The sequence below is a fragment of the Eubacterium sp. An11 genome (assembly GCF_002161065.1).
Lineage (GTDB): Bacteria > Bacillota > Clostridia > Lachnospirales > Lachnospiraceae > Anaerobutyricum > Anaerobutyricum faecale.
The window spans coordinates 1-13909 of the sequence record NZ_NFLV01000044.1; the positions used below are offsets into that span (position 1 = coordinate 1).

Consider the following 13909-nt stretch of genomic DNA (forward strand, 5'->3'; position numbering starts at 1 on the left):
AGAAGCTGGTACGGGATCTGGATAGGAAATTGCAGATAGAGCGCACTGGTGATGTTTTCCCAGCGCAAAATGCTACAATAATAAAAGGGCAGGAGCACCATCTTGCTGCAGAACAGATGCGGTGGGGCTTTCCGGGATTTGAGAAAGGAAAGCTGCTGATCAATGCAAGGGCAGAGACTGCACTGGAGCGCCCTACGTTCCGGGAGAGTGTACAGGATCGGCGCTGTATTATCCCTGCCAGGGGATTTTATGAGTGGAATAAGAGCAAGGAGAAGTTTACCTTTGAGCGGAAAGAAACACCGGTTCTGTTTATGGCAGGATGCTATAACCGGTATGAAGGCCAGGAGAGGTTCGTGATCCTGACCACAGACGCAAACTCTTCCGTGGCACCGGTCCATAACCGGATGCCGCTGATCCTGGAGCCAGAGGAGTTAGGGGACTGGGTGTTGGATGATCAGGCAACAGAATCTTTGCTGCATAAGACACCGGTGCTGCTGGAACAGCGTGCAGAATATGAGCAGATGAGGTTGTTTTAGTGCGCTAGTATTTGGTATAATTGGCAAACTAGGGGTGTGTTTGAAACGACAACATTATAAAGCGAGGAAAATTAACATGGCTAATATCTTAGTTGTAGAAGATGAAAAGAATATGCAGGAGATCATTGCTGAATATATGCAGCGTGGTGGACATACCTGCTTTACGGCTGATGATGGTGTAGACGCCTTAATGATATTGAAAAATAATCCAATGGACTTAATGATACTGGATGTGATGATGCCTCACCTTGACGGCTTTTCTGTCTGTAAGATGGCAAGAGAAATGAGCAATCTCCCTATTATTATACTGACCGCCAAAAGCGAAGAAGAAGATAAACTGAAAGGATATAAGTTGGGGGCTGATGATTATATCACAAAACCATTCAGCCCTAAAGTATTACTGGCAAAAGTAGGCGCGCTGCTTCGCCGTTCTTCCACCGTACCAACGGATGCTCTGAATGTGGGGAAAATTTCAATCATTCCAGCATCCCACAAAACATTTGTCAATGGACAGGAAATCACTTTGACCCATAAGGAATATGAATTACTGTATTTCTTCATGGTAAATCCCGGCCAGATATTCAGCAGAGAGCAGTTACTTAATCGGATTTGGGGATATGATTTCGAGGGTACTACCCGAACGATAGATACTCACATAAAAACTTTGCGACAGAAATTGGGGGATGAGGGCAAACATATTGTTACCTTGATCCGCTCCGGGTACAAATTTGAGGTAAATGTATGAAAATAGAAGATAATTTCTCCTTGCGGACAGTTCGCAAAAAAATTATTATGGTTTCTAAAATAGCGGGAATTATTTTGATTATCTCATATGTCATATCAACAAGGTTGCCTATTGAGCAGGATTTTTCTTTTCTTCTCTGGCTTTGCTTTGTGATATTGTTGGTTCTGGCAGTTGATTACTTAATGGGACGTTTTATCTCGAAGCCGGTTGATCGGTTAAGTGAAGCAGCTCGAAAAATGGCGCAGCTTGATTTTTCTTCTTCTTGCGAAATTCACACAAATGACGAATTTGGCGAACTATCTCAAAACCTGAACAAAATGGCACAGAATTTACAGCAGACACTTTCGCAGTTACAAACTGCTAATTGCCAGTTGGAAAAAGATGTAGAACGGGAAAAGCGGCTGTTGGAGGAACGCAAAGAGCTGGTAGATAGTCTTTCCCATGAAATGAAAACTCCGTTGGGGGTGATCCGCGCCTATGCCGAAGGTCTGCAAGATGAGCCGGATGAAACAAAACGGCAAAAGTATTTAGAAATAATTATAGCTGAAACAGAGCGTATGAGCAGCCTTATTTCAACACTCCTTGATTTGTCTGCATTGGAAACTGGGGCCGCCCGGCTTTCTCCAGAACGATTTGACTTTATAGAATTTGTGGAAACCATTGCCGGGAGATTATTGATCGACGCTCCAGATGCAGACTTTGATTTGCAATATGAACTGCCGGAACATCCCGTTTACGTCGAAACAGACAAACGCCGGATGGAACAGGTATTGAACAATCTGGTTGTCAATGCAAAGTGCAATACGCAATCTGGCGGCGTTTTGAAACTGCTGCTGAAAGAAAATGACGGTATGCTCGATTTCTCAATCTTCAATCAGGGGCCACCTATCCCGGAAGAAAGTCTGTCAAAGATATGGTCGAAATTCTATCGTGATAAAAATTCTAAATACAGTGGTTCCGGGCTGGGGCTTGCGATTGTTGCACAAGTCTTATCCATGCAGCACTTACACTATGGCGTAGAAAACCAACCGGGAGGCGTGTCTTTTTACTTCTCCATTCCTACAATAAAATAACAAGTTCCTATTTTCTCATAGGCTCTGGTTTCCAAATGGAAATCGGGGCCTTTTATATTCGGGAAGATTTCACGCCAACTTCACAGCAATCTCACACCAACTTCAACGCATTTTTATACCTTTACCTCAAATAAGAGGGGCAACCCATCAAAACAAGGAGGTAATGAGTATGTTTTTAGGTTTGGAATGGTATTGGTGGCTTATTCTTCTGGTGGCACTGTTGATCTCGATCCCGTTCAAGATTAAGTTTATGAAATGGTGGAATAAGCGCCAGCAGGAAAAGAAAAAGGAACCGCATGGGAAATGGGGGGATGATGAATGATTGAGGTTCAGAATTTGACATTTTCTTATGGGAAAGACAAGCAGGTATTACATGGTCTGAACTTTTCTGTAAGGGATGGGGAAATTTTCGGCTTTTTAGGGCCGAATGGCTCCGGCAAGTCCACAACCCAAAAAATATTGACCGGCATACTAAAAGGACATGGCGGGATGGTTTCTCTGTTCGGACAGGAAATTGACAATTTGCAAAAAGAGGAATTTTTCCAGAACATAGGCGTATTGTTTGAATTTCCTTATCTTTATACGAATTTGAGTGCCCTCGATAATTTACATTACTTTGCGTCTTTCTATCCAGCGGAGCATATGCGTGATGCGGAAGAATTGCTGGATGAACTGGAATTTAAGAAGGATTTTTTGAAAAAACCGGTATCTTCTTACTCAAAAGGGATGCGTCAGCGTGTTAGTATGGCGAGGGCACTTATCAGCAATCCAAAACTTTTGTTTCTGGATGAACCTACAAGCGGCCTTGATCCTGCGGGAGCCGTCCTTTTTCGCAAAATCATAGAAAAAGAACGGCAAAAAGGCACAACGGTCTTTCTTACAACACATAATATGTTAGATGCTGATTTGCTTTGCGACAGAGTAGCATTTATCTCAAATGGAAATATTGTAGCTCTCGATACACCGAGAAATCTTAAAGAGAAAAACAGTAAACACAGTATTGTGGTTGATTATCTTTATCAAGGTAAAAGGCTGGAACGAAAGTTGGAAGCCCCGGAGCTAAAAACTGGTATTCCCTTTGTGTATGACGAGCTTATCAGCATCCATTCCCAAGAACCGACTTTGGAGGATATGTTTATTCAATATACAGGGAGGGGGCTGACTTAATGTGGAGAGGATTTTCCCATCTACTGAAAAAAGACTTCAAGCTGATGCTGTCCAGCAAGTTTTTTCTATTAGCCTTGCTTTCGCTGATTTTATATTCCTGCTATATCAATTTTGTGTATGTGAATTTAGATCAGGAGATGCATCAGGTTTATCTTTATGATCCACAAAGTAAAGTAGATGTTCATTCAGAATACCTTACAAAAGTAGACAGCAGAGAGGCGTTAGAAACTGCCTGTGCAGACCAATATTGTGTTGGCTATGATTTTTCCAAAGCTGAACCAGGGTTCTATATGCTCTCCTGCGGACTGGAAACTACCGATCACTACCGCATGATTTGGGGTGAAGCTGTCCTGAATGGAAATACGGATGGACAGGCAGATAAAATTGGCGTCAATAATAAAGAAATGAAAAACCGCAGGGAGATCACCGCTGAATTTCTGTTTTTTGAATTATCGGCGGTTGGCTTTTTGGGGCTGGCTTCCATGCTTTTTAAGGAGAAGCAAATGGGTGTGATACGGGTACATGGGGTGCTGCCTATCCGGCGTTCTATGTTCATCCTATCCAAATTGCTTCTGCTATTATTATCAGACCTTGCATTTACGGTCTTGCTGACTGTGAGTAATTTAGGAACACTCCCTGCGATGGATGTTTTGCCGGGAGTTCTTCTGCAAGCCGGTATTTTATCGCTGATTATGGCATTGGTTGGCTTTCTTTGTGCAATCTGGCTGCCGGACTTCAAACAGTTTTCTCTGTTTTATCTTGTCCTTGCGGTTTTTGTAACAACACCCGTTTTTCTGGCCGGGCAGACCGGCATTACATGGGATTGGATCGTTTATCATCCTATGTACCATCTGTTTACTGCAATGAAAGCGGCATACTTCTCCGCGCCAATGGCGGGAGCGCCATACTATTTGATTTGTATAGGCGCAATCATTCTTCTGTTCCTGCTTTCCTATCATACTTTGAACCGGGAACTGGCAAAGGAGGGATAAAGGATGAAAGGGTTAAAGTATCAGTTAAAAAGTATTCGCCGTGATAAAATGTGCATTTTAACTTTTCTTCTCCCCGTAATCGTGGGTATTGCCATCAATCTGCTTTCGGGTGTAAGTTTCCAATCAATAGGAGAAACTACCTTCGGAATTGTAGAAAACAATATCACTGACGATGCTGTGAAATGGTTACAAAGCAATGGTGCTGTTATACCGTATGAAACACGCGCTGAACTGGAAGCCGCTGTAAATGATCCATCCACACAAACGATAGGAGTTTTACAAGCTGGGAACGAAATACAGACGTTTATTGCTGGGGACGAATTAGAGGTGAACAAAGTTATTGCAGATACGCTTCCGCAAGTCTATGAAAATCGGACAACACAGTTATCCATTACCAGAACAGTCATCCCGGTAGTATCTGATAATGATGGGTTAAAATCTCTCTTGATTGTAATTACATTGGTAACAGCAATGTTTATGGGCTGCACTTTTAATGCTATGAACATTATCAGTGAAAAGGAAGATGGTATAGAATTTATCAATCAGGTACTTCCTATGTCTATGACTTCCTACATCATTCAGAAAACCCTTTTGGGTTTTATTGGTGGAACAATTTCGACCATCATAACAACATTGATCTGTATGAGAATACAAGCGGTACAGATATTGCCGTTTCTGTTGATTGTTTTGCTCTCAACCTATATTTCTGCCTTAATAGGGCTATTCATTGGCTATTATGCAAACGGATTGATGGTAGGGATTGTTTACATCAAAATTGTAATGATTCTGTTCCTTGCACCGCCTATTTTCTTTTATTTGACGGTTCCAAGCAACAGTTTTGTTTTTCAACTTTCGTATTTGTTACCATCCAGCGCTACTTTCTATGGAATCATGGATTTATTGCAGGGCCGGACAGAGGAAACCATTCCTGTGCTTTTGGCACTACTTATTCATGCAGTTTTTTGGAGTATTGTATATAAGCTAATGCGAAAGATAACTAAATCAAGGACATAAATGGGATATTTTGCCGTATAACAGCTATTACGGAGCTTCTGCTGGATGGGTCTAGTAGATTTGCATGAGAAGATAGTAGGCGAAATTACTGAATTGCTGAAGAGAATGGTATACGAAGTGAAGAAAAGTGAAACTTACTAAAAAAATATTTGAAGGGAGATGGAAAAATCGGATATATTTTACTCGTAGAATTTAAAAATTCTGAGAAATTCATTTTGGATGAAATTATGACTATGTTGAACGTATATTCTGGAGAAGGTATAAGCGAGACAAATAACAGAAATATATCATTTCATGGAATTGCTGTTTATCCAGATCAGCGGAGAATTTTAGCAGCAGATAAGGAAGTATTTCTATCGCATTATGAATTTGATGTTTTCCTGCATCTTGCACAGCATCCGAGACAGGTATTTACCAAAGAACAGATTTATGAGGCAGTCTGGGATGATATCCCAGTCAACGTGGATGCCAAAGTCGAGTGTATGATTTACAGCATCCGGAAGAAACTCAGGAAGTATACAGACCGGGAATACATCCAGACTGTATGGGGTGTAGGCTACAAGTTTGATCCGGGAACATAGAAAGGAGCCGTCCGTGAGGGCGGCTCCAACTCAGTTTACACATCTTCGCCAAGAAAATAGTCCACTTTCTTAGCGTATTCTTTCTGTTCTTCCGTAAACAGTGCCTCCAGAAGTGCAGTTTTTCCGGTTTCCCGGTATTCCTTCAGCCCTTCGATGTATCTGGTCCGGTACTTGTCCTCAATAACTACCGACGTCAGGTCAGCTTTTAAGCACTCCCGGAACAGGATCAGCCTGCCGGTCCTGCCGTTGCCGTCCTGGAAGGGGTGCAGCGCTTCATACCGGGTATGGAACTGGGCCATGACGGAAAGCGTCTTGTCTGGGATTTTGTGATACCAGGTGAGAAGCTCCCGCATTTTTTCCGGCACATCTTTAGGAAGGGTGGTTTCGTAATGCCTACCATATTGGGGCGCTTTTTATAATCTCCGATAGCATAGCCGTTGGCGCGGTCTTCAAACACGCCGCTTTTCAGTTCAAAGTGGAACGCCTTAATGAGTTCCTCGCTCAAAGGTTCATCCAGGGTGTCGATCATCTTATTGAACATCAGGAAGTGGCCGTTGGTTTCCTCCACATCTTTGACCCGGTAGTAATCGTCACTGACAGGCAGCATACCAGTGTCAAAAAGTGAGGCGGTCTGCTCCTCATTCAATGTGGAGCCTTCGATCTTATTGGAATTATAGGCCAGCGTCCGCTGGGTATAGGCATAGATCCCGGAGCGGTCAAATTTCTTCCGCTCAATCCGGAACCGCCGGGTCAGTTCTTCGTTTTTCATAGGAAATCGCTCCTTGCATTTTCGATGAGTCTATTTTACCATACTGCCGGAGCAAGATACAGAGGGGATTTTCTGTCGGATCTGACAGAAATCTCAAGCCTGGGATGCAGGCTGTCCGTTTGGGACGGGTAGCTCCAGTTCCGCAATCTGCCATTCCATCCAATCCCCATGCACGACAGCAGTAGCGGACCAGCCTTCCAGAAAACAGTATTCCCGGTCAGGATCATCTGGTTCCACGTTGGCCATAATCTCTTCGTAAGCGGCTTTCATTGCTGCATACACTTCCTCGTAGTCGGTACTGGGTATGGGGTCAATCAGACCATCCGTATACCCGTGTAAAATATAAATTGTCATTTCGGCACATCCTTTCTTACAGATAGGGATTGATGTAGGAGTGGATATAGACACCCTGTTTATCCAAAGCAGCAGCCAGCGCTTCCAGAGTTTCTTCCGGGTAGCCAAGATCATGGAAGGTCTCCATCAGGGCATTTTCTGAGGGAAAAGCAGTCCCATAATCAACCTTTTCCTCCAGAGGGATCCCGCAGGGGGTGTCAATCGAGGTCTCACCGGTTACACAGTATCGGTCCGGAAAGGTACTCCCGGTATCATCCGTATTATAGAAAATGCCGCAGCCTGGCTCCATGCTCCGCATGACAAAGGAAACGCCATATGTGTTCGCAATCGCTGTGTACGCATCATGGAGCGGACGCCATGCGGTATCCAAAGAGAGGAGGATACGGGTATCATTTTTCCCCATATCTATAATGGTGCCACGCAGACTGATCCCGTCTGTGGCGATCCCTGCATGGAGAAACAGGCGCCGGATATTCCCCAGGTCATCTTTATAACCGGGAGTGATAGCGGTTTCCAGATCCTTCCAGAGAGACGCAATCCCTTCCGGATTGTCATCTGAGAAAAAGCATACATCATCGGAGCATATATTCGCCATTATTCCATCTCCCCGCTTTCTATTTCATCCTCATATCCGGGAACCGTTATCCGGCAGTCACATTCGGACAGCTCCGGGTCGGACTGCAGCTCTGCATAGACCGCATCCCGTTCCTCGGAAGAGGCATATTCTTTGCTAAGTTCTATAACTTCAACCCGGACAGACGGCTCACTTGTATAGGAACCGGTGATCATGCCGTCCTCTATGACCAGCACCACCCGGGGCGTTGGATCTAAAGGCAGGTGGAGTGTACCGTTTCCAAGAGCTTTCTCGATTTCATCTATCACGCAGTTCAGCGTGACCAGATAAGCGGTATTCATATCCGCCCGTTTTTCGTAAAGTTCATAGGCCAGATGGAGCAGTTCAGTTTCCTCTTCCAAGGTGTCATAGGGCAGGTTGCAAAGACCGATCCCGTCCTGGCGGCGCTCCACACAAAGCTCCAGGAAATCCTGGAAAAAGCAGTGCCGTTTATAAATTTCATGGGCTTTCTGGAGCTGTCCAAGGCTCAGGGCAAAGAAGAGCTTCTCCCCCGGCTGTTCTTTCTTCCATATTTTCATTTGCTTCTCCTTTCTGAAGGAGGGCTGCGCCTGGCAGCACAGCATCCTCCTGTTTTCTGTAAATCAGTAATGTTCCCCGCAGATCCAGAGGCTGGTCTATCCATCCCCCGTCCTGGTAGATCTGTCTGGTCAAAGTATTATAGATGACCGGCGTTTTTTCGATATCCGCAAGGTCTGCCACCAGGCAGGTTTTCTGGTTGATATAAGGCCAGAGCGCCGTTTCGATCTCTTCCCGCAGTTTCAGGGCCATCTGGTGGATTTTTGCCACATCGTAGTCCCTGGTCAGGCTTTTGCCGATCTCCTTTGGGATTTGGGAGCGGTCAACCGCATCCTGGGCCACAGCCGTCTGTTCTTCCGGCGGATAATCCGGATTGATGAGGAGGTGGCCGCAGGCGACCAGAAGGACAAACTCCTGGACGCCCTCCCGGATCTGCGCTTTCAGTTCCTCATAGGGAACACGGTATACGCTCTTTAAGGTCTCCAGGGGCACCCGTTCCCGGTTGATCTTCAGGGTGGAGAGCAGCCTTTGCAGGCTGCCTCCCAGGGTATAGATATCACTCAAGCACATATCACCTCGATTTCAGCCGGGCGGTGGGCGTAGGTTACATGATAGACAGTGTTTTCTGTCTCAAATACCACGCCGTCCTGGGATACTTCCAGGATCTGCTTCACCAGAGAGGTGGAAATGGACCGCCCGCAGGTAAAGAGCCAGGCCCGCTCATGCACACGCAGGGGCAGGCTGAGGACAGCGGTCAGGTAAGTATCTTTTTTCCTTTCAGGGATTGCCGTGATCTTTTCTTTCTTCATCATGTTCACACTCCTTCATACATGAGTCTGCCAGTCATTTATAATAATCCTTCCTCTTGCCCCAGGATCCGTACCTTTTTACGGAGACGGTAAAACCGGCTGTTTACCCCGTGGGAAGTGATGCTGCATTTTTCAGCGATCTCCCGGTAGGTGTAGCCGTCTGCCTGCAAGCGGACTACCCGGCGCTCTTTTGGCGTCAGGTAAGACAGCAGCGCCAGCAGGCGTTCCCGGTCATCCATTGCCTCTGCCAGACGTTCCTGCCGGCTGGGAAGGAACGCATCCAGGGAGGCGGTGTCCTCTTCATATTCTTCCAGAAAGGCTTTCCGCATGGGGCGGCTCTGCTTTTCCCATTCCCGTGCAAGCGCATTTCTCATGGCGATGCGAGCAATGGTGGAGAAACGATATTGCTGAAGCTCTGGTTTTTCCAGATAATCCTGTACGGCTTCCAGATAGCCAAAGACTACAGTATCATAGTATTCTTCAATGCCAAGGTGCCGTCCGTTTAAATACTGGTAGATAAAATCGTGATGTTCTTCTGCGAAAATCCGCTGTTCTTCTGTTAATGGATGTAATGCTTTCATAAATTTTCTTCCTTTCTTTCTTCGTATTTTCTGGTGATCATATTTGCGACAAGCCTTGCGCACTCCTGTTCCGTAGTGGCCAGGGTTCTGCCTGTCTCCGGGACCAGCAGCAGCGCAGCTTCTTTGGAAGCTGGCGACAGGCGCACCGGGAACAGGGCGGCAACCGTCCGGCGGCTGCCCGGAACCGGTGTCGGCATATCGGCCTGGAAGATCTGTTCTTCCTGCTTCAGCACAAGGGAGCGCAGCTCCGGTGTGATGGTGGAGCCCTCCGGCAAAAAGCATCCGGTGGAAGCCAGGATGTATTCTGCATTGCAGACGGCGGCCCCGCAGCAGATCTTCCGATGCAGAGGCTCCAGAAACTCCGGGAGTTCTTTGCGCCCGGGGAACGGGGACCTGCATTTCCGTATGCGGATGGTGGCGCCCTCTGTTGCGATTTCCAGGGTGCTGCCGCTTTGGATGCCGGTTTCCTTCCGGATATCCGCAGGGATGATGATGCGGCCCTGGGTGTCCATACTTCGGATCAATGCAATACTCATATCAATCGTCCTTTCTCTTCCTGATGACAGGACAGAAAAAGAAGCGGGGATCCGCTTCCTTTCCTGCCTGTATTTTTCCGCATCTGATTATGCGGCGTATGGATATTGCTGAAATGACTGCTGTTCCTGCTGGCGCTGGGCCTGCTGGTTTACAAGCAACTCTTTTCCGCTTGTGATCAGCGGCTGTGCGATGCAGTGTTCCCACTCAGAGATATAGGAGTCCACCCGCTTGAACAGCAGGTAGAGGTCCATATCTGCAAGCTGGATGAAGGCGCTTTTTTCCATCTGGAAGCTGCCGGACTGCATATAGGAGCCGCCGTTTCTGTTCTTAACCTTGATCCCCCGCCCATTGACGATCTGGAGCCGCCACGGGTTCTTCAATTCCTGTCCGTTTGGCGTCCGGCTGTGCCGGGATATGGAGAACTGCTGTGCAGTAGAGAAGCCGTTTTGATCCGGCTCCCCAAAGATCTTGCTGATACTCCATTCAAATTCCTGGAAGCCTGCGGTAAGGCGGGTCAGGAAAAACTGGATCTGCTCCGGAGCCAGGTGGAACCGGGTGATGATGTTGCGCTCCCCGGTGCCGTTGGAATAGTCCTGGATGGAAACGCCGATCAGGGAATGGACCTTGTGGTTATTTTCTGAGAACTCCCCTTTGGCGTGGAGCTGGGCGTAGCTGGTATTGGGCGCTGCCCGCAGCCGGTCGTGGAAGGAGATCAGTTTTTTGTCATTCTGGATCTTACAGATCTGGTCAGAAGCCTTGTTCTGGTAAGACTGATTCATGGTTTTCACCTCTTTTTTCTTAAACTGGGATTATCTGAGATACTGTTTGATAAGAATGGTAAGATTCTTTGGAAGGTCGTCCAGACGGGTAATGTCCAGGAACCCTTCCTGGTAGATGCGCTGGATGGCATCCTTGTCCTCTCCGATCGCTGCCGCAAACAGGATGATATTCTGTCTGGCGTATTCCTGCTTGATCCCCCGGAGATCTGCTTCCGCCTCCGTGCCGTAATAACCGTCATCTGCGGGCTGGCCGTCGGAGATCAGGATCAGAAGTTTCCGCTTTTCCGGTCTTTGCGCCAGATGCTCTGCAACAAAGCGGAGCGCAGCGCCGTCCCGGTTGCCGTTTCGGTCTATCATATCCATCAGCCGGTAGCGGTCCTTCTCATCTACAGAATCAAACTCCGCATAGGAATAGAGGGCTACCCCACGGGAATCCGTGGAATGACCGTAGATGGTCACCGGGATGCCCAGGCTGACGCAGAAGTCATAAAGGACAATGGCTGTCTTTCTGGCATGGGTGATGCGGTCACCCCACCCCATAGAGCCGCTTTCATCAATCAGAAGCCCCACTGCCAGCCGCTGTTCATCGGCGGGGAGCCGGGTCCTTATGAAGAAAGAACCGTCCTGGTGATGGAAGGAGCGCATATCCAGCCGCCGTCCATACAGCAGGTTCTTCTGTTTCCCGCCTTCCGCCTCCTCTTTTAAGAGGGGCAGGATGGTACTCTGCAGGCGTTTGGATGCCCGAAGAAGGGGCGGCGAGATTTCTTCATATTGCCGGATCAGATGGTCTGAGATCTCCTGGATCCGGTGAATGGTCACATGGATCCCAGCATGGGCATTTCCGTAATGGATCTCATTTGCCGCTTTCTGCAATTCTTCGGATAACTGCTGTTCATAGGCTTCCTGCGCTTTTTCTGCTGCGGCTTCCTTTAAGACACGGGCAATATCCGCTGCCGCATCCTCATAGCCGGTGCCGGCATACTGAGGCGCATAGGTTACGCCCGGGTCATTGCCGTCCAAAATAGCGCTGGTCTTGGCAAGAGCCAGCCTCCCGCCTTCCTCCGCCATCACTTTTTCCGTTTCCTTTAATTGTTCCTCACGGCCTTTGGAAGAAAAGAAATCTGCGTCTTGCGGATCGGTGCCTGCGCCTCCTTTGGCGGAAGGGATATTTTTTACCTCCGCTCCGTCTTTTCCCAAAGGAATGGGCGTGCCGCCTGCAATCTGCTGATCCAGTAGATCCTGAAGTTCTTTTGCTGCTTCCGTTTCATTCTTTTGTTCCAGTTTTTCCCGCATTTCTTCTACCAGCGGTTTGATAAAGTCCCAGAACAGGACCAGCAGGCAGTTTGTCGCAGTCAGCCGCTCCTTGATTGAGGGCGCTTCCAGTGCCGTGTCGATATATTCCATGCCTTCAGTCAGCACATCCAGATATTCGCTGTCGCTTTGGAAGCGGTTGCTGATGGTGCCGGACCGGCAATAGGCCAGAAGCAGGTTGGTCGCAATCGTAAACGGCTGATAGTTCCGGCTGAGCTGTTCGTGAAGATCCGGGATCTGTTCCACCATCCGCAGGTTATTGAGCTGGATGCCCTTGCGGAAGCTGCCGGGAAAGGCAGCGCACATCCTTGCTTCAATATAGACGTCTTCCAGGATGTTCTGGAGAGAAGCCGCACAGGTCCGTAAGGTCAGAGATACGGCCTTGTCTTTTTCCTGCAGTGCGTCCATGATCTCTGTCTGGCTTTTCTGATAAGCGGACAGCTCCACGGAAGGATCTTCCGGGTAAAACGTGCCGTTCCCCAGATTTCTCAGGTAGAGGTTCCGGGTGGTGAAATCGGTATACAAAAGATGTGCCGTCTCATGCCCGGTCATCCCTACCAGGCTCAACGCCCGCAGGAAGCGGGACGGAAAGCTCTGGGTGACATGGTTCGCTGCATTCAGGTAGATCTTGTAAGAGTCGGTGTAAGCCAGTGCCGCATCCTCGGACTCATCCCAGGAGATCAGCGCCTGCAGTCCGTAGCAGTAACGCCCGGTAGCAGCCCGCGCCTGGGAAGTCAGATAACGATGGAAGGCAGAGGACGTAAAAAATTCCTGGTCGGGAATGGAAGTCTCCTCTTCCCGGATCATCTGTTTTAATTTTTTCTGGTTGCTGTTCAATCTTTTATTTCCTTTCTGTGAGATTTTTTGTCAGCAGGTCTTCCACGGAGCAGCCGTAATACTCTGCCAGTCTGAGGACAGCGTAGGCAAGGGGCGTGGACCTGCAGTTTTCGTAATTCATAATGGTTTTTGGCGGCAGGCGTAAAATCCGTGCCACCGCTTTTTGGGAAAGCCCGCCCCGGGATTTGCGTAAGTAGGACAGGTTTTTTGCAAGAAGTGCATACATTTCTGGTTCTGTGAGAGTTGATTTACCCATAGGATCGCCTTCTCTCTCTTCAATATGGCAGGACAGGATCCAGACAGCTTTCCTCAACCTCCGTGCGGCTGTTCGCATCTGCCGTAGCGGAAGGCAGGATGGTGTAATGGGCGGACTCCCGGATATCGCCGCAGACCATATAGGACTGCACCCAGGAAATCAGCTCCCGGACACCGCAGCATCCATCTGTGATCAGGTTCTCCCGACAATATTCCGAGATGGCATGGACGATCCGTGCCATTGTCTGGACGGTCTTTTTCTCTTTACAGCCGGTGATGCCAAGCACCCGCTCCACCAGGGTCTCCTCATCCGGCTCCATCAGGTCGATGAGCACACTCATACGGGAGATTACGGACTGGTTTAAGGGCTTGCAGCCTGCATAGTCATTGTTTGTTGTTACGACGATCACCATATCCGG

19 protein-coding genes and 1 pseudogene are annotated in these 13909 nt (G+C 47.9%); 8 read left to right on the forward strand and 12 right to left on the reverse strand.

Annotated elements, in window-relative coordinates; all coding sequences use genetic code 11:
- The 8 genes from B5E53_RS17475 to B5E53_RS17505 all read left to right on the forward strand — a co-directional run.
- The coding region (locus B5E53_RS17475; RefSeq protein ID WP_140401529.1) for an SOS response-associated peptidase at positions 1-536 on the forward strand (536 nt) is incomplete at its 5' end.
- A 76-nt stretch (positions 537-612) separates the two neighbouring features.
- Positions 613-1281: a response regulator transcription factor gene (locus B5E53_RS17480; protein ID WP_087282356.1), complete on the forward strand. Its 669-nt coding sequence runs from the start codon at positions 613-615 to the stop codon at positions 1279-1281.
- Positions 1278-2354 (forward strand): HAMP domain-containing sensor histidine kinase, encoded by a 1077-nt coding sequence (locus tag B5E53_RS17485; RefSeq protein WP_087282354.1) that lies wholly within the window; start codon positions 1278-1280, stop codon positions 2352-2354. Before B5E53_RS17480 ends, B5E53_RS17485 begins: the two co-directional genes overlap by 4 nt.
- 169 nt (positions 2355-2523) lie before the next feature.
- On the forward strand, positions 2524-2676 hold the full coding sequence (locus tag B5E53_RS19600; protein WP_204245549.1) for a hypothetical protein: 153 nt from the start codon (positions 2524-2526) through the stop codon (positions 2674-2676).
- Positions 2673-3521: an ABC transporter ATP-binding protein gene (locus tag B5E53_RS17490; RefSeq protein WP_087282352.1), complete on the forward strand. Its 849-nt coding sequence runs from the start codon at positions 2673-2675 to the stop codon at positions 3519-3521. The genes B5E53_RS19600 and B5E53_RS17490 overlap by 4 nt, the downstream gene beginning before the upstream one ends.
- Positions 3521-4513: an ABC transporter permease gene (locus B5E53_RS17495; protein WP_087282350.1), complete on the forward strand. Its 993-nt coding sequence runs from the start codon at positions 3521-3523 to the stop codon at positions 4511-4513. The genes B5E53_RS17490 and B5E53_RS17495 overlap by 1 nt, the downstream gene beginning before the upstream one ends.
- Positions 4514-4516: 3 nt before the next feature.
- Complete coding sequence (locus tag B5E53_RS17500) at positions 4517-5527, forward strand: ABC transporter permease (protein WP_087282349.1); 1011 nt, start codon at positions 4517-4519, stop codon at positions 5525-5527.
- 149 nt (positions 5528-5676) lie between these two features.
- Positions 5677-6108 carry a winged helix-turn-helix domain-containing protein gene (locus tag B5E53_RS17505; protein WP_242963815.1) on the forward strand — a complete coding sequence of 144 codons (432 nt, stop codon included), beginning with the start codon at positions 5677-5679 and terminating at the stop codon, positions 6106-6108.
- Positions 6109-6143: 35 nt separating this feature from the next.
- On the opposite strand, the gene B5E53_RS20195 is transcribed toward B5E53_RS17505, so the two are convergent.
- The 12 genes and pseudogenes from B5E53_RS20195 to B5E53_RS17565 all read right to left on the reverse strand — a co-directional run.
- Complete coding sequence (locus tag B5E53_RS20195; protein WP_343215681.1) at positions 6144-6461, reverse strand: Fic family protein; 318 nt, start codon at positions 6459-6461, stop codon at positions 6144-6146.
- Between the two features lie 509 nt (positions 6462-6970).
- On the reverse strand, positions 6971-7231 hold the full coding sequence (locus tag B5E53_RS17515) for a hypothetical protein (protein ID WP_087282347.1): 261 nt from the start codon (positions 7229-7231) through the stop codon (positions 6971-6973).
- 16 nt (positions 7232-7247) lie between these two features.
- The gene (locus B5E53_RS17520; RefSeq protein WP_087282345.1) at positions 7248-7826 is read right to left on the reverse strand and encodes a hypothetical protein; all 579 of its coding nucleotides are present in this window, start codon (positions 7824-7826) and stop codon (positions 7248-7250) included.
- Positions 7826-8383, reverse strand: a complete 558-nt coding sequence (locus B5E53_RS17525) for a hypothetical protein (RefSeq protein ID WP_087282343.1) — start codon at positions 8381-8383, stop codon at positions 7826-7828. The genes B5E53_RS17520 and B5E53_RS17525 overlap by 1 nt, the downstream gene beginning before the upstream one ends.
- Positions 8304-8945: a hypothetical protein gene (locus B5E53_RS17530; protein WP_204245550.1), complete on the reverse strand. Its 642-nt coding sequence runs from the start codon at positions 8943-8945 to the stop codon at positions 8304-8306. Before B5E53_RS17530 ends, B5E53_RS17525 begins: the two co-directional genes overlap by 80 nt.
- Positions 8942-9193 (reverse strand): hypothetical protein, encoded by a 252-nt coding sequence (locus B5E53_RS17535; protein WP_087282342.1) that lies wholly within the window; start codon positions 9191-9193, stop codon positions 8942-8944. The genes B5E53_RS17530 and B5E53_RS17535 overlap by 4 nt, the downstream gene beginning before the upstream one ends.
- A 35-nt stretch (positions 9194-9228) precedes the next feature.
- Entirely contained in the window at positions 9229-9771 is a 543-nt protein-coding gene (locus B5E53_RS17540; protein ID WP_087282340.1) for a sigma-70 family RNA polymerase sigma factor, read from the reverse strand.
- Positions 9768-10307 carry an AbrB/MazE/SpoVT family DNA-binding domain-containing protein gene (locus B5E53_RS17545; RefSeq protein WP_087317353.1) on the reverse strand — a complete coding sequence of 180 codons (540 nt, stop codon included), beginning with the start codon at positions 10305-10307 and terminating at the stop codon, positions 9768-9770. The genes B5E53_RS17540 and B5E53_RS17545 overlap by 4 nt, the downstream gene beginning before the upstream one ends.
- An 87-nt stretch (positions 10308-10394) precedes the next feature.
- Positions 10395-11087, reverse strand: a complete 693-nt coding sequence (locus B5E53_RS17550; RefSeq protein WP_087282335.1) for a hypothetical protein — start codon at positions 11085-11087, stop codon at positions 10395-10397.
- Positions 11088-11117: 30 nt separating this feature from the next.
- Entirely contained in the window at positions 11118-13235 is a 2118-nt protein-coding gene (locus tag B5E53_RS17555) for a nitric oxide reductase activation protein NorD (protein ID WP_204245551.1), read from the reverse strand.
- Positions 13236-13239: 4 nt separating this feature from the next.
- Positions 13240-13491, reverse strand: a complete 252-nt coding sequence (locus B5E53_RS17560) for a helix-turn-helix transcriptional regulator (protein WP_087282333.1) — start codon at positions 13489-13491, stop codon at positions 13240-13242.
- Positions 13492-13510: 19 nt separating this feature from the next.
- Positions 13511-13909, reverse strand: a pseudogene (locus tag B5E53_RS17565) (ATPase); the annotation flags it as partial.

Bases quoted from the DNA above. Each gene is read 5' to 3' on its own strand.
- B5E53_RS17480 (WP_087282356.1), top strand. From the start codon at position 613: ATGGCTAATATCTTAGTTGTAGAAGATGAAAAGAATATGCAGGAGATC.
- B5E53_RS17485 (WP_087282354.1), top strand. From the start codon at position 1,278: ATGAAAATAGAAGATAATTTCTCCTTGCGGACAGTTCGCAAAAAAATT.
- B5E53_RS19600 (WP_204245549.1), top strand. From the start codon at position 2,524: ATGTTTTTAGGTTTGGAATGGTATTGGTGGCTTATTCTTCTGGTGGCA.
- B5E53_RS17490 (WP_087282352.1), top strand. From the start codon at position 2,673: ATGATTGAGGTTCAGAATTTGACATTTTCTTATGGGAAAGACAAGCAG.
- B5E53_RS17495 (WP_087282350.1), top strand. From the start codon at position 3,521: ATGTGGAGAGGATTTTCCCATCTACTGAAAAAAGACTTCAAGCTGATG.
- B5E53_RS17500 (WP_087282349.1), top strand. From the start codon at position 4,517: ATGAAAGGGTTAAAGTATCAGTTAAAAAGTATTCGCCGTGATAAAATG.
- B5E53_RS20195 (WP_343215681.1), bottom strand. From the start codon at position 6,461: ATGCGGGAGCTTCTCACCTGGTATCACAAAATCCCAGACAAGACGCTT.
- B5E53_RS17515 (WP_087282347.1), bottom strand. From the start codon at position 7,231: ATGACAATTTATATTTTACACGGGTATACGGATGGTCTGATTGACCCC.
- B5E53_RS17520 (WP_087282345.1), bottom strand. From the start codon at position 7,826: ATGGCGAATATATGCTCCGATGATGTATGCTTTTTCTCAGATGACAAT.
- B5E53_RS17525 (WP_087282343.1), bottom strand. From the start codon at position 8,383: ATGAAAATATGGAAGAAAGAACAGCCGGGGGAGAAGCTCTTCTTTGCC.
- B5E53_RS17535 (WP_087282342.1), bottom strand. From the start codon at position 9,193: ATGATGAAGAAAGAAAAGATCACGGCAATCCCTGAAAGGAAAAAAGAT.
- B5E53_RS17540 (WP_087282340.1), bottom strand. From the start codon at position 9,771: ATGAAAGCATTACATCCATTAACAGAAGAACAGCGGATTTTCGCAGAA.
- B5E53_RS17545 (WP_087317353.1), bottom strand. From the start codon at position 10,307: ATGAGTATTGCATTGATCCGAAGTATGGACACCCAGGGCCGCATCATC.
- B5E53_RS17550 (WP_087282335.1), bottom strand. From the start codon at position 11,087: ATGAATCAGTCTTACCAGAACAAGGCTTCTGACCAGATCTGTAAGATC.
- B5E53_RS17560 (WP_087282333.1), bottom strand. From the start codon at position 13,491: ATGGGTAAATCAACTCTCACAGAACCAGAAATGTATGCACTTCTTGCA.